Genomic DNA, 16,813 nt, shown 5'->3' on the forward strand with positions numbered 1-16,813 from the left:
CCATATAAATTCCGTTTGTCTCGAGCGAAGTCGAGAGATCCAACCGCATGGCGCTGCGTGAAGGTGTCTCGACTACGCTCGACACGAACGGGGGGTGGTGTGGGATGAAACCCAAACATCAACGTCTCATGCTGGCCCTCGTGGCTTTCGTCGCCCTAATCGGCGCAGGGTTCATCGCCGCTGCGGCCCTGAAGGAAGAGGCATCCTATTTTTACACTCCGGCCACCATGGCAAAGGCTAAGATCGAACCGGGTAAAGCCATCCGCCTGGGTGGTATGGTCCAGAAAGGCTCGATCGAACGCGGCGCAGACGGGGTGTCGATTACCTTCATCGTGCAGGATCGCGACGCAACACAGAAAGTTGCCTATCGCGGCATTACGCCTGATCTGTTTGTGGAAGGATCGGGTGTGGTTGCCGATGGCCGCCTGCGCCCCGACGGCGTTTTTGTAGCTGACAGCCTGTTGGCCAAGCATGACGAAAATTACGTGCCCAAGGAATTGGCCGATATCGATATGAACACCGCCGAGCATACCAAGGACACCCTCTCGAAATGATCGCCGAAACCGGATTGGCCGCGCTTTGGCTGGCGGCAGCGATGGCGCTGTTGCAATTGGTTGGCGGATTGACGTTGTTGCGGGGTGAAGGAAAACTCGCCCCGCTCATCAAACCCGCCGCACTGGTGCAGGGCGCTCTATGTATCGTGTCGTTCGCTTCGCTGATTTGGCTATTTTATGTCACCGACTTGTCGGTGTTGCTGGTCGCCAGCAATAGCCATATCGACAAGCCGCTGATTTTCAAACTGGCAGGAACATGGGGCAACCATGAGGGATCGATGCTACTTTGGGTGTCGGTGTTATCGCTTTCGGGTGCTGCTATTGCCTTACTGGAAAAGCGGATCGATGCGCGCACGTTAAACGCGACCTTGGCCGTGCAAGCTTTTGTGGCATTAGGCTTTTTCGCCTTTCTGCTGTTCTCGTCCAATCCGTTCGAGCGCCTGGTTCCCGCGCCGGTCGAAGGGGCTGGGCTAAACCCGTTGTTGCAAGATGTCGGTCTCGCCTTCCATCCGCCGACGCTTTACATCGGCTATGTTGGCCTGTCGGTCGCATTCTCTTTTGCCGTGGCCGCAATGTTGACCCGGCAGGTTGGCCCTGCATTTGCGCGGGCGATGCGACCATGGGTGTTGGGGGCTTGGATATTCCTTACAGTCGGCATCACGGCGGGCAGCTATTGGGCCTATTATGAACTGGGCTGGGGTGGCTGGTGGTTCTGGGATCCGGTTGAAAATGCGTCGCTCATGCCGTGGCTCGCCGCGACGGCTCTGTTGCATTCAGTCAGCGTTTTGGCCACGCGTAACGCTCTGCGGGCGTGGACGATTATGCTGGCGTTGGTGGCCTTTGCCATGTCGATGGCTGGAACGTTTCTTGTCCGTTCGGGCATATTGACCAGCGTGCATGCCTTTGCGGTTGATCCGGAACGTGGGTCCTTCATTCTTGTCTTGATGCTGATGTACACAAGCCTTGCGTTCATCGTTTTTGCAACCCGCATCGGTACCGTCAAGCAAGGCGAGCCATTCCAGATTGTCAGCCGCGAAGGCGGTATTGTCGCCAACAATATCTTCTTGAGTGTCATATTGGCAATTGTCCTGATCGGCACGCTCTACCCCTTGGCGGCAGAGGCGATGGGCGACAAGATTTCCGTTGGCCCCCCCTATTTCAACAAGGCTACCGCGCCAATTGCATTGCTTTTGATGGTAGCGTTGCTGTTGGGACCCATGCTCCGCTGGCGGCGGGACGAATTGAATCGCCACAAATATTGGCTTGTGGGATTTTTCGCGATCAGCCTGTGGACCGGCGTTGCCATTTGGCGTTTCATACCCGGCGTCGGCATTTTTCCGATTTTGGGTCTGGCTCTATCGTTGGCCCTCGCCATCGCCGCTTGGGTACCGCTCAAAGGACGCAAATTGCTGCGGACGCCCTTACCGGTCTTTGGCATGGTGATTGCGCATTTTGGTTTAGCTGTCAGCGTGTTTGGTATGGCCGCCGAATCCGGCTTTTCACGCGAAACCCTGACCGCGCTCGCCCCCGGCGAAAGCACGAAGGTTGCCGATTGGCAGGTCAAGCTGGATGATGTCCGACCAGTCGTGGGCGACAATTGGGTGGCTATCGAAGGACAGTTAATCGCCCGCAATGACGACAGGAAATTTATCCTGCGTCCGCAATCCCGCCAATTTTATCGCCCCGAACAACAGACTAGCGAAGCGGCATTGCTCACGCGCTGGAATGGGCAGCTCTATGTTGTCATTGCCCAGCCTGATGAAAAAGGCGATGGTCGCTGGCAAGTTCGTCTGTGGTGGAAACCCTTTGTAACCTTCATCTGGTTCGGCGGATTGCTCATTGCACTAGGAGGCGCAATTGCCTTGCTGGGTCGTATGCTCCGCCGCCCGAAAAAGCCCGCTGTCAACAAATGGACGCAGGCATGAACAGGCTCTGGCTCCTCTGGTTGCCTTTGGCCGTCGTCGCCTTCATCGGCGGCCTTGCCATCTACGGGCTGGTCGTGCCGAAGGACGACATGGTGCATAGCGCCATGGTCGGACGCAAACTGCCAGAATTTGCTCTGCCACCCGCGACCTTGGGGATTGAAGGGTTGTCCAGCCGTGACCTTGCTGATGGCAAGCCGCGTCTGCTGAATATTTTCGCAAGCTGGTGCATCCCGTGCAAGGCGGAGGCGCCTTTTTTGGAGGTGCTCCAGAAATCCGGCGCACAAATCGACGCGATTGCCATTCGCGACAAGCCTGAAGATGTGGCCGCGTTTCTTGCAGAGTTCGGCAATCCGTTCCGGCGGATAGGTTCGGACAGCGAAATGGCCGTGCAGTTGAAACTTGGCTCCTCAGGCGTGCCGGAGACTTATGTGATCGGAGGGGACGGGACGATTTTGTACCAGCATATCGGCGATATTCGGGCCGAACATGTGCCGATGCTGCTTGAAAAATTGCGGGAGGCGCGGTGATGCGGCCTTCACTACTCCTCGCGTGTGCACTTCTCTTCGCAGTGGTTCCGCAACTTGCAGTGGCGCAGGGCAGTGGCCCAACGCCTGAACTAGCAAATCGCCAGCTTGCAGACCCAGCTCAGGAAAAGGCGGCGACACAAGTGATGCACGCCTTGCGTTGTATCCAGTGCCAGGGCCAATCCATCGCCGACAGCGACGCACCGATGGCGGCAACGATGCGCGCTGAAGTGCGGCAACAAATAGCTGATGGCAAAAAGCCCGGCGCAATCCGCCAATGGATGATAGAACGCTATGGAGAGTGGGTCAGCTTTGAACCTGACATGAAAGGCTCAGGCTTAGTGTTGTGGGCGGCACCCTTACTGCTGTTGTTGCTCGGCCTGTTTATAGCACGTGGCCTGTTCCGGAGGAAATCATGAGCGGTTGGGTAAGTCTTGGTCTGTTGGCGGTCCTAAGCCTTTGTGCGCTTTTAGCCATAGGCCGCTTCAAAGGCGGATTGTGGCAAGTCGCAGCCGCCGCGATTTTATTGGGAATGACTGGCTATGCATTACAGGGGCGTCCTATGGCGCCTGCGTCAATCGCGAAATCTGTAATCGGTAAAGAGGATGTGGCGGTTCAACTCATCGAAATGCGCGCCGATATGGATCAGAGCTTTGGTGGCGCGAAGCGGTGGTTGGTGACCGCGGATTCCTTTGCAAAGCAGGGCGATTACGGGCTTTCGGCGTCCTATATTCAGGCAGGGTTGCGACAGAATCCAAATGATCCGGATTTATGGTCTGCTTTTGGGTTGCAGTTGATGTTGGCAAGTGAAGGGCAAATGTCGCCGCCGGCACAATTGGCCTTTGATAAGGCACGTACAATCCGACCCAATTATCCGGCACCATATTATTTTGCGGGACTATCGAGAATATTTGATGGTGATTTGAACTCGGCGATTTTGCTATGGGAAAAGGCATTGTCACTCGCCACGCCCAAGGCAAAGTGGAAGCCTCGGCTTGAGTCGCAACTTCAGGCAGCAAAGACTTTACAAGTGCAGGCTCGGGCCATGCCTCTGGTTAATAAAATAAACAATTGATATAAAATAATAAATTTGAGAATATTCAGGCAATATTGCGTTGTTGTTAAGGGGATAAGGCCGTGCTATCGCCCCCCGCCCGCCTGATAGAATTCACTTAGTCAATGGGCCTTGTTTCAGAGGTAATAAATGGTCGCTACGCAAGCAGCAGATGATTTTGGTCATACTGAGGAAAGTCAGCACCAGGGCCACGCCCCGCAAGGATCGCTATTGGCTTTGTGTGTCGGAACCATTGGCGTTGTTTTTGGTGATATCGGGACGAGCCCGATCTACGCTTTTCGTGAAACCTTTGCCGGCCACCATCCCATAGATCCCGACCCGATGCATATTAAAGGCGTATTGAGCCTGGTATTCTGGTCCATGATGATTGTCGTGACATTCAAATATGTTTTCACAATTATGAAGGCGGACAATAAGGGCGAGGGGGGAAGTCTTGCATTGCTAGCCCTGATCAATCGTCAAACCGCGGGTGCCAAATGGACAGCGCCCATTGTAATGCTCGGTGTATTTGCAACGGCGTTATTTTATGGCGATTCCATGATCACGCCTGCCATGTCGATATTGTCGGCGGCAGAAGGTTTGAAATATGTAAGCTCTGGCTTTGATAACTGGATTGTCCCAATTTCTGTAGCGATTATTGCCGCCCTTTTTGCGTTCCAGTCGCGGGGAACCGCAAAAGTAGGTCAATGGTTTGGACCTATCATGCTGTTGTATTTTGCAACGCTTGCGGGCCTTGGCATCATGCATCTTCTAAAGATGCCGATGATTGTATTCGATGTAATTAACCCGATACACGCGTTGTACTTCTTCTATATCGACGGCTTCACCGCCTTTGTTGCGATGGGCACGGTCGTGCTGGCAGTAACCGGGGCAGAGGCGCTTTACGCCGATATGGGGCATTTTGGGCGGCGTCCAATCAAGTTCAGTTGGCTGTTTTTCGTTTTGCCGGCGTTAATGCTAAATTATATGGGGCAGGGTGCCATGATCCTGTCCATGACCCCTGCCGAAGCGCAGGAGGCCATTCGCGATCCGTTCTTCCTCATGGTGCCGGAAATGATCAGCACACCGGTCATCATCCTCACTATCCTTGCCGCGATTATCGCCAGTCAGGCTGTTATATCCGGAGCGTTCTCGTTGACACAGCAGGCAATCCAGCTTGGTTTTATGCCCCGGCTTAGTATCTTGCACACAAGCGAAAAGGCGGCGGGGCAGATTTACATTCCGGCGATCAACTGGGGTCTGGCGGTCATGGTTCTCATATTGGTATTGTTTTTCCAGTCATCGTCCAATCTTGCCGCTGCATATGGTATTGCTGTTACCGGTGCGATGTTTATCGATACCTGCTTGATCGCAGTGGTGTTGGTGACTTTATGGAAATGGCCAAAATGGAAAGCGCTGCCCATACTTGCGTTGTTCTTTATCGTGGACTTCGCCTATTTCGGGGCCAATTTGCTTAAGGTTCCCTCGGGCGGTTGGGTGCCACTGTTGATTGGACTTATCATATTTACTTTACTGACCACCTGGTCGCGGGGTCGTGCCTTGATGCGCGAACGCATGGCAGAAAGCACGATGCCGATGGAGATTTTCATTAAGTCGGCGGCCACCAGTGCCACGCGCGTCCCGGGCACGGCAATCTTTATGGCATCATCGGCAAGTGGCGTTCCATCGGCGCTGTTGCACAATATCAAGCATAACAAAATTCTGCACGAGCGGGTTTTGATATTGACCGTGCAAATCGAAGATATGCCTTTTGTCGATCCGGCCGACCGCGTTTTTTGCAAGGATCTTGGCGAGGGCTTCTTCCGTGTAAAGCTGCGCTTCGGCTTTCTTGAAGAAACCAATGTGCCGGCGACGCTGGACAAGGTCGATCTATGTGGTCCCAAATTCGATATGATGCATACCAGCTTCTTCCTATCGCGGCAGACGCTGATTGCGTCGAAAATTCCCGGAATGGCGATCTGGCGCGAAAAGGTTTTCGCCTGGATGTTGCGTAATGCGGCCAATGCGATGGAATTTTTCAAGCTGCCGAGCAACCGCGTGGTCGAATTGGGCAGTCAGGTCGAGATTTAACGGCCAGCCCGAGCAAGGAAATAATCGACTGGCAAAATTAAGGCTGGACGAATGTTGCGTAATACGGCTATCGCCGCAACATAATGTCAAAGACTGCCTCTTGCCTGCTTCTTCTACGACTTACACGCCCTTAGGCGTGTGGATAGTCCGGTCTTGCCCGGAACAACCCGCCTAAGGGTTTACAGCCAGCCCAAGAAACCCCACAGCACGTAGACTTGCGTGTTCTAGCGAAGTTGCAAATCATGATGTTATCCGACCCGAGCCGAAAATACCGCCCCTTTCCGCAGGTAGATTTACCCGACCGGCAATGGCCCAGCCGCATGATCACAAAAGCCCCGCGCTGGCTGTCGACTGATCTGCGCGATGGTAACCAGGCGCTTATTGATCCGATGGGCGCGGAAAAGAAGCAACGGTTTTTCGACCTGTTGGTCAAGGTAGGTATCAAGGAAATTGAAGTTGGCTTTCCTAGTGCGGGGGCAACTGAATTTGATTTCATTTCCGGCCTCGTCCAATCGGGCCGAATCCCTGACGATGTGATGGTACAGGTGCTGACCCAGTCGCGTAAGGACCTGATCGACACCAGTTTTGAAAGCCTGCGCGGCGCCCGTGCGGCTATTGTCCACCTCTACAACGCGGTATCGCCCGCGTGGCGGCAGATCGTGTTCAACATGACCATGCCCGAAATCAAACAAATCGCGATCGATGGCGCAAAGCTGCTGCGGGATAATGCCGCGGCACAGCCCGATACCGATTGGCATTTCGAATATAGCCCCGAAACCTTCTCCACCGCAGAACTGGATTTCAGTCTGGAGGTGTGCAGCGCAGTGATGGAGATCTTACAGCCGACACCGGATCACCCCATCATCTTCAACCTGCCCGCGACTGTTGAAGCAGCGATGCCCAATATTTATGCCGACCAGATCGAATATTTCGGCCGAAATATCCCCAACCGCGAACGCGTCATCATCTCGCTGCACACGCATAATGACCGCGGCACGGGTGTTGCGGCGACGGAGATGGGCTTGCTTGCCGGTGCCGACCGTGTCGAAGGCTGTCTTTTCGGTAATGGCGAACGAACGGGCAATGTCGACCTCGTCACCGTCGCGCTGAACATGTATACGCAAGGGCTGAACCCCGGCCTCGATTTTTCGGATATCGATGAAGTCATCAAGACCGTCGAATATTGCAACCAGTTGCCCGTCCATCCGCGCCACCCTTATGCTGGCGAACTGGTGTTCACTGCTTTTTCGGGCTCGCATCAGGATGCCATTAAAAAGGGTTTCGCCGCACAGTCGCAGAGGAATGACGAACTGTGGCAAGTGCCCTATCTGCCCATCGACCCCGCTGACCTTGGCCAAAGCTATGAAGCGGTCATCCGGGTCAACTCGCAAAGCGGCAAGGGCGGCGTTGCATGGGTGCTGGAACAGGATCACGGGCTCAAACTTCCCAAGCGGATGCAGGCTAATTTCTCGTCTACCGTACAGGAGCTTTCCGACAGCACGGGACGCGAACTGACCAGCACCGATATTTGGGAAGCGTTTGAGAAACGATATCATCTAAAGGGCGAAGGTCGCTTCCGTCTTATTGATTTTCAGGAAAGCCAAAGCCCGAAGCAACAAGACGAGCGCATATTTGCGGGTAAAATCCGCATTGACGGTGTCGAGCAAAGTGTCAGTGGCCGTGGAAATGGCCTGATCTCCAGCCTTGCAAACGCACTGGAAAGCGCACTGGGCGGGCCGCTTGATATTATCGACTATAGCGAACACGCCATCGGCCATGGCACAGACGCCCGTGCCGCGGCTTATATCGAATGCCGGGTGGGTGAGGGGCCGGTGCTGCACGGCGTCGGTATCAGCCGCGACGTTGCCACCGCCAGTGTTCGTGCCATCTTGAGTGCGGCAAACGGAGCTTAAACTGAGCGGGTGTGCCCTGTTAAAAGCAGGCGGGTTGCTTTCTCGATATCATCCTGCCGCATCAGGCTTTCACCGACCAGAAACGTGTGCACACCACTATCCGCCATTCTAAGGCAATCGGTGTGCGAGGTAATCCCGCTTTCGCAAACCAGTAGTCGATCAGCGGGTACCAATTTGGCAAGCCGTTCAGTGGTTGCAAGATCGACATCGAAACTTTTCAAATTTCGATTGTTTATACCAATCAGTTTCGACTTCAGATGCGATAAGACCCGTTCCATTTCGGCCTCGTCATGCACCTCGACCAGTATGTCGAGCCCTTGCTTTAGCGCTGCATCTTCGATTTCAATCATCGCAACGTCGTCAAGTGCAGCGACGATAATCAAAATCGCGTCCGCACCCATTGCCCGCGCTTCTTCGCATTGCCACGGGTCGACCATGAAATCTTTCCGGATAACTGGCAGATCACAAGCAGCGCGGGCTGCAACCAGATAATCTTCATGCCCTTGAAAATATGGTGCATCGGTCAAAATAGACAGACTCGTCGCGCCGCCTGCCTGATAGGCTCGGGCATGGGCCGGCGGATCGAAATCGGCGCGGATCAGGCCCTTTGACGGGCTTGCCTTTTTGATTTCTGCAATCAATGCAAAACCTGATTCCGCTTTGGCACGTAAAGCTGCTTCGAACCCACGCACGGGTGATGGCTCTGGCCAATGGGACAGGCCTTGCATTTTGCGCGAGGTAACCTCGATGCTTTTCGTGGCGCAGATTTCCGCGAGTTTGTCCGTCATCAATATTCCACCCAACACCGCAGCAATGCCTTGGCTAACCCCTTGTCAATCGCTTCGCCTGCTTCTTCCACGCCGCTTTGCCAGTCGTTCACAGCACCTGCAACCATAAGAGCCGCGGCTGCGTTCAGGAGGACGGCGTCGCGATAAGCACCTGCCTCTCCGTCGAGCAAGCGGGTGAGGGCTGCGGCGTTAAAGCCGGCGTCGCCGCCTTTCAACTTTGTGAAATGATGAAGGGGAAGGCCTGCTGTTTCGGGGTTTATGCGTTCCATGGACTGCCCTAGCCGAACCATAGTGCTTGGACCCGAAATCGACAGTTCGTCCAACGGTTCGTCGCCGGCGACCAGCATCGCGTCATCATATCCCAAGAGCTCTAGCGCGCCAGCGTAAACGGGGAGGAAATCTGGGTTTGCAACGCCGATCAACTGTCGCTTAACACCAGCGGGATTGGCCGCAGGACCGGTCAGATTAAAGATCGTCCGCCTGCCAATGGCTTTGCGGATTGGGGCGAGCGGACCGAGCGCTGGATGATGTTTCTGCGCGAAAAGAAAGCAAATACCAAGGTCGGCAAGTGTAGCTTCTGCGGTTTCGCTGGCGCGGTCAAGGTTAAGACCAAGTGCTTCAAGCGTGTCTGCGGCCCCTGCCTTGGATGACGCAGCGCGATTCCCGTGTTTGGCGACTGGTACTTCGCACGCAGCAACCACAATAGCGACCGCCGTCGAAATGTTCAGGCTGTGACTGCCATCGCCTCCGGTGCCGCATACATCGATCGTGCCGGTCGGTGCGTTGATTGGAATCATCCGCTTCCGCATCTCTCGCACCGCTGCCGCAATTTCGATGCTTGTCTCTTCACGTTGGGACATGATCGTGAGAAAATGCTGTATATCGTCAGCATCGACTTCTCCATCAAGAATGCGGGCGAAAGCCGTCGCGGCAAGGTCCGCGGTAAGTGGTGCGGATACGTCGGGAAGGGCGGTCATCGACGTTCTTTTACCGTCATGCCGGCAATTTTCATAAAATTGGCCAACATTGCATGGCCATGTTCGGTGGCGATGCTTTCAGGATGAAATTGCACGCCATGTATGGGAAGTGTCCGGTGCCTGAAACCCATGACATGACCGTCATCACCGGTTGCGTTGACGATCAGGCTTTCGGGAATATTTTCAACGATCAGGCTGTGATATCGTGTCGCTATAAAGGGTGACGGCAAACCTAAATAGAGGCCGGTTCCATCATGGGTAACCGGAGAAGTTTTTCCATGCATCAACCCGCCGCGTGTTACTGTTCCGCCAAAATGCTGGCCTATTGTTTGGTGGCCGAGACATACGCCAAGCAAGGGTTTACCCGCATCGGCACATGCGGCGACCAATTCAAGACTTACGCCTGCTTCATTGGGTGTTTTAGGCCCCGGAGAAATCAGAAAAGCTTCTGCCCCCGAAGACATCGCTTGTCCCGCCGACATATCGTCGTTGCGCACGACTTCGACTTCTGCGCCAAGTTCCAGCAGATAATGGACGAGGTTCCAGGTGAAGCTATCATAATTGTCGATGACTAATATCATTGTCCAAACCCGACTTCATCAGCGACCCTAAGAGCTTCACGTGCAGCGGCAATCAGCGCGCCCGCCTTGGCTTCGCATTCGCGTTGTTCATATTCGGGGTTGCTATCTGCAACAATACCGGCACCCGCCTGAACATGCATTACACCATCCTTGACGACCGCAGTGCGCAGGACGATGCAACTGTCCATGTCACCATTGGGCGAGAAATAACCAACGCCTCCTGCATAGGCTCCGCGGGTTTCAATCTCCAATTCGGCGATGATTTCGCACGCCCGGACTTTTGGCGCCCCGCTAACCGTACCCGCCGGAAAGCCTGCGAAAAGGGCATCAATAGCATCCTTGTCGTCGGCCAGTTCACCAACCACATTCGAAACGATGTGCATCACATGGCTGTAAAATTCGACCATGTAGCTGTCGGTGACGGTAACGCTCCCGCCTTTTGTGACGCGACCCACATCATTACGGCCAAGATCCAATAGCATGAGATGTTCGGCACGTTCTTTGGGATCGGACAAAAGCGAAGACCGGTTTTCTGAATCTTCAATGCTGTTCTTACCCCGCGGCCGCGTGCCTGCGATGGGGCGAATAGTCACTTCACCACCACGTGCGCGCACAAGAATTTCGGGGCTCGAACCGATTAAAGCAAATCCGGGAAGGTCGAGAAAATAAAGAAATGGCGACGGATTTATGCGACGCAATGCACGGTAGAGATCGACGGGTGGTAACGCAAAAGGCGCCGTAAAGCGTTGTGCCAGAACGACCTGAAATATATCCCCCGCATCGATATATTGTTTCGCCCTTGCCACCATCTTGGCATAATGGCCGTGGGGCAATACGGGTGTGAGATGGGTTGCGGAGTCGGTTCCATTGTGGACATCAGATTTTAATTGCGGACGGTGGCTGTTCAAACGCCGCTCCGCATCGTCAAGCCTTTCATTCGCCCGTGCGATTGCGTCGACGTCACTTGGGCCTGTCCATACCGGCGAGACAAGGAACATTTCGTCCTTTAGCCGGTCAAAAACTAGTATGACGGTTGGCCTGACAAACAGCATATCCGGCAATTCAAGCGCCGACTGTGGTGCCCGTGGAAGCTTTTCAACAAGGCCAATGGTTTCGTAACCAAAATAGCCCACCAGACATGCCAAAGCCGGCGGTAATTCAGGTGGCACATCCATTCGGCACTGGGTCGCCAAAGCACGCAATGCGTCTAAAGCCGGCAATGGCTCCGCCTCGAACGCTTCTCGATTTTGGACCCATTGCCGGTTGATTTCCGCCCGATCACCTTGCGCCTTGAAAACAAGATCGGGCGCTAGTCCAATCAAGCTGTGACGTCCTCGGGTTTCTCCGCCTTCAACTGATTCCAGAATGAAGTCGCCGCGTTCAGGTTCGAACAGCTTAAGCGCGGCGGAAACCGGTGTTTCGGTATCCGCGATACGTTTGCGCCAAATCAAGACCGGATTAGTTGCCGTCACGATTGGTCAGGCGCGAACGCAATTCGGCGATGCCATCGCTATTTTTATCCACCCCTACGGCTTTTGCAGCGGCTCCAACCAATTGCGCGCCATATTCGTTTTGCATCAGTCCCGAAAGTTCGAGCTTTCTTGCGCGCAGCATTTCTGCATTCCCACTGGCATCGCCCTTTTTGACATCGGTCAGAGAAACAACATACCAACCACGATCCGCACCGCCCTGTAATGTTTTCGCTGTGCCTTTTTTCATGGCAAACATCATGGCCAAAGGGGGCGGGATGGGTTGGCCTTGGCGTGTCAAATCGGCGCGGGTTCCATTTATGGCTTCAATCTGCGCCCCGTTTATGTTGGCCGCTGCTAGAGCGGCAGGTAGTGCCATGCCGCTGTCTACTGCCTTACGAATGCGTTCTGCGGCGGCGCGCGCGCCTTTGGCGCCCTCGGCTAGCGCCCATTGCTGTTGAACAATTGCACGGACAGAGGCAAGCGGCGGAGGTGCGGCTTCTTCGAAATCGGCGATTGCAATCATGGCGAAGCGTTCGCCGGGAACAATTTCGATCAATTGCGCTTCGCCGTTGGTTTCAAGTTGAAACGCAGCTGGTAAAATGACCTGCATTTCCGGGATGGGTTTATATGCAGGGTTTGCAATATTCCGGCCATTGGCCAATAATTTCGGTGACGTTTCGATTTTTAGCCCATTTTGCTTCGCCATATCGGCAATAGTTGAGCCGTCGGCAAATGCATCCTCGATTTCCGATGTCATCTCGGTCAGCATTTCTTCGCTGCGCGACTTGGTCAACTCGGACTCAATTTCGGCGCGCGCTTGTTCAATCGATTTTGCTGCAACCTGATTGACTTTATCAACGCGAACGACTGCCCAACCTAGCTTGCCCCGTGCGGGTTTTGCAATGCTGCCTTGGGCGGCAGAAAATACGGCATCGGCAACGGCGGATGATGCACTGTTGACGAGGCTCGATTTGGTAACATCGTTCACGCTGGTTACCGAAAGACCAAGGCCGTTTGCGACTTCGGCCAGAGACTTGCCGCCACTTGCTTGAGCAACGACAGATTTTGCTGCAGCTTCTGTAGGAACGATGACCTGGCTTATATTGCGCGACTGCGATGCAGCAAATTTTGCAGCATTAGCTTTATAATAGGCGGCAACGTCGGCAGATGTCGGCTTTGCGCGTGCTGCAATAATAGTCTTGTCAAATATGGCATAGCTTACGGCCCGCTTTTCAGGGATCGTAAATTTTACAGCATTGTCCTTGTAATATTTAGCCAAAACAGGCTCGCTCGGCGGTGCAGCAGGGAAAAATGCCGAAGATGGCAAGGATGCAACCTGTCCTGACCGCTGTTCCAAAACCAAAGAGGCATATGGCAAAATCATGCCATCGGGGGCCATAGGGCCGCTCGCTGCGGTTGGCAGCAATTGCTGGGCAAATAGATTTTGCGCGATATCTTCGCGAATAGCCTGTTCGCTTATGCCAATTTGTTGCGCAAAGGCACGAAATGCTTCCGCGCTAAACTTTCCGTCTAACCCCATCGCTCCCGGGATTTTGCGTATTTCGGAACCAACAAGTCTCTCACTAACCGCGACGCCATATTCTTCGCCAAATTCAGCCAGCGCATAGCGGTTGATGAGTTGTTCGAGCGTAGAATCAAGGCCACCACTTTCAACAAAGCGAGCCATGTCGAGAGTAGGGTTATCTTGCCGTTCTGCCTTCAAACGGTTTTCAAGTGCGTCATTCAATTCGCCAAGCGTAATGTTACGATCACCAACACGCGCGACGTTACCTCCGCTCAACCCGCCGAAATTGCCGGACCCGCTTACATCACCAAGCGCAAAGGCGACCGCGATCATTCCGATAAACATCAGTGCGACGACTGCGCCGATTTTTGAATTGATAAGCGAACGGATGAAACTAATCATGGAGTAGCGTTTCTCGATAAGGGATATTTAGGGTGTCGCTTTAGGCGGCAAGGCATCGTCAATCAAGGGATAGACTTGCAGCCGCGGCCGAAAGACGGGCATAGCGTTTCTCAGATTCGGAATGGGGCGTTTTAGGGGTTTATTAGATGCGAAAATATATTGTCGGTAATTGGAAGATGAACGGCACGTCGAACGATTTACAGGAGATTTCTGCAATTGCCGCTTTGGCCACCCAATATCCTGCGGTCGACATTGCCATTTGCTTGCCCGCAACACTAATTGCACGCGCCGCGTCTCTGGTTCCCGGATTTGCCATAGGCGGTCAGGATTGCCACCAGCAAGCCAGTGGCGCCCACACCGGTTGCATTTCCGCCCCAATGCTCGTTGACGCGGGTGCTAGATTGACAATAATCGGGCACAGCGAGCGTCGGGCGGACCAATATGAGACCGATGCGAATATTTGTGCAAAAGCAATGGCGGCGCACGACGCGGGACTGAGAGCTATTGTCTGTGTTGGCGAAACATTGACGCAGCGTGATGCCGGCAAGGCAATTGAAATTGTTCTTGGTCAATTGGAGAGTTCTTTGCCAGACGAAGCGGACGGAGATTGGCTTAGCGTTGCATATGAGCCTGTCTGGGCCATTGGTACCGGCAGAATACCTGATGAATCTGATGTAGCCGAAATGCATTTTGCAATCCGCAAACATATAATTTCGCGTTTTGGATCTGATGGTGAAGCGATCCGCATTTTATATGGTGGTTCTATGAACGGCGAAAATGCATCGATATTATTGGCAATACCAAATGTAGACGGAGGCCTTATTGGTGGGGCCAGTCTTGGAGCCGTTAAATTCGAACCTATCATCGACGCCGCAGCTTAGGGTCAGGACCTAAGTAACGACGTTATTCCTGCGAATAGCATTGAAGATTAAGGTCGGCATCGCTATGTGGGCGGCTGAACTGGCGTTTTATCGCCCTTAAATTGTGGATTTTATATGGGTCTTTTTCATTTTCTTATCGTTGTACAAGCCATTGTCTCGGCAGCTTTGGTCGGTGTTATATTGATGCAACGGTCAGAAGGTGGCGGCTTGGGCATGGGCGGAAGCCCGTCCGGACTAATGTCAGCACGCGGCGCGGCCGACTTTATGACCCGCTTGACGACAATTTTGGCGTCTATGTTTGTTCTGCTATCAATTTCTTTGGCATTTGTTGCCGCCCGAGAAGGCGGACCCAGCAAGATCGACACGAGTCTGGAGCGCACTGAATTGCCCGCATCGCAAACGACAGCGCCCGAAACCGCACCAGCGCCAGAAGCTGCTCCCGCAGCGGCGCAAGTCGCTCCCAATACTGAAGTACCCCTCGACAAATAAGGTACACCTTCATTCCACCGATGGACGGTGTTGTGCAGAAACGGTTTCAAGTGTAACCACTTTGGTATGACTGAATACCAAAATGTGTATGACTCGCCGCCGGACGGGGCCAAGCCCGATTGGACAATCCCCCAAAATTGGGACGTTTTTAGCCCCGACGAACACGCGATGTGGGACCAGCTATTTAAACGGCAGTCTGATATGCTTTCCGGACGCGCTGCCGACGCATTTTTGCGTGGCCTTGATATTCTAAAATTATCAAGGCCGGGCATTCCCGACTATCGCGAACTCAACGAGCGCCTAATGGCAGCGACAGGGTGGCAGGTGGTCGCTGTTCCGGGACTCGTGCCCGATGAAGTGTTTTTCGAACATCTCGCCAATCGCCGTTTTCCAGCGGGCAATTTCATCCGCAGTCTCGATCAACTCGATTATTTGCAGGAACCTGACGTATTTCACGATGTTTTCGGGCATGTACCGATGCTCACAGATCCGGCTTTTGCGGACTATATGGTGGCATATGGCCAAGGTGGTTTGCGGTCTTTAGGCTATGGCGCGCTTGACCATTTGGCCCGGCTTTATTGGTACACCGTGGAGTTCGGTCTGCTTCAACAGCCTGATGGATTGCGCATCTATGGCGCCGGTATTGTTTCGAGCTATGCCGAAAGTATTTTCGCACTGGATGATCCAAGCCCTAACCGCGTCCATTTTGACCTGATGCGCGTCATGCGGACCGAATATCGGATAGACGATTTTCAACAGAATTACTTTGTGATCCCTAGCCTTCATCATCTTTTGCAAGTGACGGTCAGCACAGATTTTGCGCCGTTATATGAACAGCTCGAACATCTGCCGGATATTAAGATTGGCGATATAGTCGATGGTGACCTCGTTTTAACGCGCGGTACCCAGGCCTATGAAAAAAGGGCCGGTCACTAAAAGGGAGGGGAAAAGCAACCGGCCCCAGCAGTCACTGCCGTTTAAGGCAGCAAGACTGAATCGATAACGTGAACTACGCCGTTGGACTGCATAACATCGACCGTCGTAACGGCAGACTGCCCGCCTTTGCCATCGGTAATGACAACGCTGTTGCCCGACAGACGTGCGGTCAAAGTCTCACCGGCCACTGTCGTCAACGACGCACTGCCACCGCCAGATTTGATCGCTGCAATAATATCGCTCGCCGTCAGCTTGCCAGATACAACATGATAGGTCAGTATCTTGGTCAAGGTTGCTTTGTTTTCAGGTTTTACCAATGTGCCGACAGTGCCGGCTGGCAATTTTTCAAACGCCGTGTTTGTCGGCGCAAATACCGTAAATGGACCAGGGCTTGCGAGAGTTTCTACCAGGCCTGCTGCTTTTACCGCTGCAACCAGTGTGGTCAGGTTCGGGGCTGCCGAAGCATTTTCCGCGATGGTTTTTGCAGGGAACATCGCTGCGCCACCGACCGTTGGGTTGGCCATCTTGTGATGATTTGCAAAGGCTGCGGTGCCGCCAATGGCCGACGAGGCGAGGGCGAGTGCTAAAATAAATTGGTTCGACTTGTTCATGGTTTCAACTTTCCTGTTCAGCGCACGTCCCAGGGGTGGCGTGCTGTGAGCAGGTACGAATTCATGGATCGGCCGGATGCAGGCGGACGA

At 53.8% G+C, this 16,813-nt stretch carries 16 protein-coding genes; 10 read left to right on the forward strand and 6 right to left on the reverse strand.

Going from position 1 to position 16,813, the window contains the following annotated elements:
• The first annotated feature begins 104 nt into the window (after positions 1 to 104).
• The 7 genes from ccmE (at position 105) to leuA (ending at position 8,061) form a co-directional block, all read left to right on the forward strand.
• Positions 105 to 554, forward strand: a complete 450-nt coding sequence (ccmE, locus tag ACKVOS_RS02170) for a cytochrome c maturation protein CcmE (RefSeq protein WP_409210446.1) — start codon at positions 105 to 107, stop codon at positions 552 to 554.
• Positions 551 to 2,479, forward strand: a complete 1,929-nt coding sequence (locus ACKVOS_RS02175) for a heme lyase CcmF/NrfE family subunit (protein WP_409210377.1) — start codon at positions 551 to 553, stop codon at positions 2,477 to 2,479. Before ccmE ends, ACKVOS_RS02175 begins: the two co-directional genes overlap by 4 nt.
• Positions 2,476 to 3,006, forward strand: coding sequence for a redoxin family protein (locus ACKVOS_RS02180; RefSeq protein ID WP_409210378.1), 531 nt, complete (start codon positions 2,476 to 2,478; stop codon positions 3,004 to 3,006). The genes ACKVOS_RS02175 and ACKVOS_RS02180 overlap by 4 nt, the downstream gene beginning before the upstream one ends.
• Complete coding sequence (locus tag ACKVOS_RS02185) at positions 3,006 to 3,422, forward strand: cytochrome c-type biogenesis protein (protein ID WP_409210379.1); 417 nt, start codon at positions 3,006 to 3,008, stop codon at positions 3,420 to 3,422. Before ACKVOS_RS02180 ends, ACKVOS_RS02185 begins: the two co-directional genes overlap by 1 nt.
• A complete protein-coding gene (locus tag ACKVOS_RS02190) occupies positions 3,419 to 4,078 on the forward strand; it encodes a tetratricopeptide repeat protein (protein WP_409210380.1) in 660 nt (219 codons plus the stop codon). Before ACKVOS_RS02185 ends, ACKVOS_RS02190 begins: the two co-directional genes overlap by 4 nt.
• A 129-nt stretch (positions 4,079 to 4,207) precedes the next feature.
• Positions 4,208 to 6,148, forward strand: a complete 1,941-nt coding sequence (locus ACKVOS_RS02195; protein WP_409210381.1) for a potassium transporter Kup — start codon at positions 4,208 to 4,210, stop codon at positions 6,146 to 6,148.
• Between the two features lie 242 nt (positions 6,149 to 6,390).
• Entirely contained in the window at positions 6,391 to 8,061 is a 1,671-nt protein-coding gene (gene leuA, locus ACKVOS_RS02200; protein ID WP_409210382.1) for a 2-isopropylmalate synthase, read from the forward strand.
• Here the strand turns inward: leuA and trpC are convergent.
• From trpC to ACKVOS_RS02225, 5 genes are read right to left on the reverse strand one after another with little or no spacing between them, the layout of a single operon-like run.
• Positions 8,058 to 8,849 carry an indole-3-glycerol phosphate synthase TrpC gene (gene trpC / locus ACKVOS_RS02205; RefSeq protein ID WP_409210383.1) on the reverse strand — a complete coding sequence of 264 codons (792 nt, stop codon included), beginning with the start codon at positions 8,847 to 8,849 and terminating at the stop codon, positions 8,058 to 8,060. The genes leuA and trpC overlap by 4 nt on opposite strands.
• A complete protein-coding gene (trpD, locus tag ACKVOS_RS02210; RefSeq protein ID WP_409210384.1) occupies positions 8,849 to 9,826 on the reverse strand; it encodes an anthranilate phosphoribosyltransferase in 978 nt (325 codons plus the stop codon). Before trpD ends, trpC begins: the two co-directional genes overlap by 1 nt.
• Positions 9,823 to 10,407, reverse strand: a complete 585-nt coding sequence (locus tag ACKVOS_RS02215) for an anthranilate synthase component II (RefSeq protein WP_409210385.1) — start codon at positions 10,405 to 10,407, stop codon at positions 9,823 to 9,825. Before ACKVOS_RS02215 ends, trpD begins: the two co-directional genes overlap by 4 nt.
• Positions 10,404 to 11,879, reverse strand: a complete 1,476-nt coding sequence (gene trpE / locus ACKVOS_RS02220) for an anthranilate synthase component I (RefSeq protein ID WP_409210386.1) — start codon at positions 11,877 to 11,879, stop codon at positions 10,404 to 10,406. Before trpE ends, ACKVOS_RS02215 begins: the two co-directional genes overlap by 4 nt.
• Positions 11,866 to 13,806: a SurA N-terminal domain-containing protein gene (locus ACKVOS_RS02225; protein WP_409210387.1), complete on the reverse strand. Its 1,941-nt coding sequence runs from the start codon at positions 13,804 to 13,806 to the stop codon at positions 11,866 to 11,868. The genes trpE and ACKVOS_RS02225 overlap by 14 nt, the downstream gene beginning before the upstream one ends.
• A 146-nt stretch (positions 13,807 to 13,952) precedes the next feature.
• On the opposite strand from ACKVOS_RS02225, the gene tpiA reads away from it, so the two are divergent.
• From tpiA to phhA, 3 genes are all read left to right on the forward strand, one after another.
• Entirely contained in the window at positions 13,953 to 14,687 is a 735-nt protein-coding gene (gene tpiA, locus ACKVOS_RS02230) for a triose-phosphate isomerase (RefSeq protein ID WP_409210388.1), read from the forward strand.
• A gap of 114 nt (positions 14,688 to 14,801) precedes the next feature.
• Positions 14,802 to 15,176, forward strand: coding sequence for a preprotein translocase subunit SecG (secG, locus tag ACKVOS_RS02235; RefSeq protein ID WP_409210389.1), 375 nt, complete (start codon positions 14,802 to 14,804; stop codon positions 15,174 to 15,176).
• A 66-nt stretch (positions 15,177 to 15,242) separates the two neighbouring features.
• On the forward strand, positions 15,243 to 16,112 hold the full coding sequence (phhA, locus tag ACKVOS_RS02240; RefSeq protein WP_409210390.1) for a phenylalanine 4-monooxygenase: 870 nt from the start codon (positions 15,243 to 15,245) through the stop codon (positions 16,110 to 16,112).
• Positions 16,113 to 16,153: 41 nt separating this feature from the next.
• On the opposite strand, the gene ACKVOS_RS02245 is transcribed toward phhA, so the two are convergent.
• Complete coding sequence (locus tag ACKVOS_RS02245) at positions 16,154 to 16,723, reverse strand: fasciclin domain-containing protein (RefSeq protein ID WP_409210391.1); 570 nt, start codon at positions 16,721 to 16,723, stop codon at positions 16,154 to 16,156.
• Between the last annotated feature and the right edge of the window lie 90 nt (positions 16,724 to 16,813).

The organism is Sphingorhabdus sp., from assembly GCF_046154385.1.
Lineage (GTDB): Bacteria > Pseudomonadota > Alphaproteobacteria > Sphingomonadales > Sphingomonadaceae > Sphingorhabdus_B.

Coding starts and splice junctions, on each gene's coding strand:
- ccmE (WP_409210446.1), top strand. CDS start 105: ATGAAACCCAAACATCAACGTCTCATGCTGGCCCTCGTGGCTTTCGTC.
- ACKVOS_RS02175 (WP_409210377.1), top strand. CDS start 551: ATGATCGCCGAAACCGGATTGGCCGCGCTTTGGCTGGCGGCAGCGATG.
- ACKVOS_RS02180 (WP_409210378.1), top strand. CDS start 2,476: ATGAACAGGCTCTGGCTCCTCTGGTTGCCTTTGGCCGTCGTCGCCTTC.
- ACKVOS_RS02185 (WP_409210379.1), top strand. CDS start 3,006: ATGCGGCCTTCACTACTCCTCGCGTGTGCACTTCTCTTCGCAGTGGTT.
- ACKVOS_RS02190 (WP_409210380.1), top strand. CDS start 3,419: ATGAGCGGTTGGGTAAGTCTTGGTCTGTTGGCGGTCCTAAGCCTTTGT.
- ACKVOS_RS02195 (WP_409210381.1), top strand. CDS start 4,208: ATGGTCGCTACGCAAGCAGCAGATGATTTTGGTCATACTGAGGAAAGT.
- leuA (WP_409210382.1), top strand. CDS start 6,391: ATGATGTTATCCGACCCGAGCCGAAAATACCGCCCCTTTCCGCAGGTA.
- trpC (WP_409210383.1), bottom strand. CDS start 8,849: ATGACGGACAAACTCGCGGAAATCTGCGCCACGAAAAGCATCGAGGTT.
- trpD (WP_409210384.1), bottom strand. CDS start 9,826: ATGACCGCCCTTCCCGACGTATCCGCACCACTTACCGCGGACCTTGCC.
- ACKVOS_RS02215 (WP_409210385.1), bottom strand. CDS start 10,407: ATGATATTAGTCATCGACAATTATGATAGCTTCACCTGGAACCTCGTC.
- ACKVOS_RS02225 (WP_409210387.1), bottom strand. CDS start 13,806: ATGATTAGTTTCATCCGTTCGCTTATCAATTCAAAAATCGGCGCAGTC.
- tpiA (WP_409210388.1), top strand. CDS start 13,953: ATGCGAAAATATATTGTCGGTAATTGGAAGATGAACGGCACGTCGAAC.
- secG (WP_409210389.1), top strand. CDS start 14,802: ATGGGTCTTTTTCATTTTCTTATCGTTGTACAAGCCATTGTCTCGGCA.
- phhA (WP_409210390.1), top strand. CDS start 15,243: ATGACTGAATACCAAAATGTGTATGACTCGCCGCCGGACGGGGCCAAG.
- ACKVOS_RS02245 (WP_409210391.1), bottom strand. CDS start 16,723: ATGAACAAGTCGAACCAATTTATTTTAGCACTCGCCCTCGCCTCGTCG.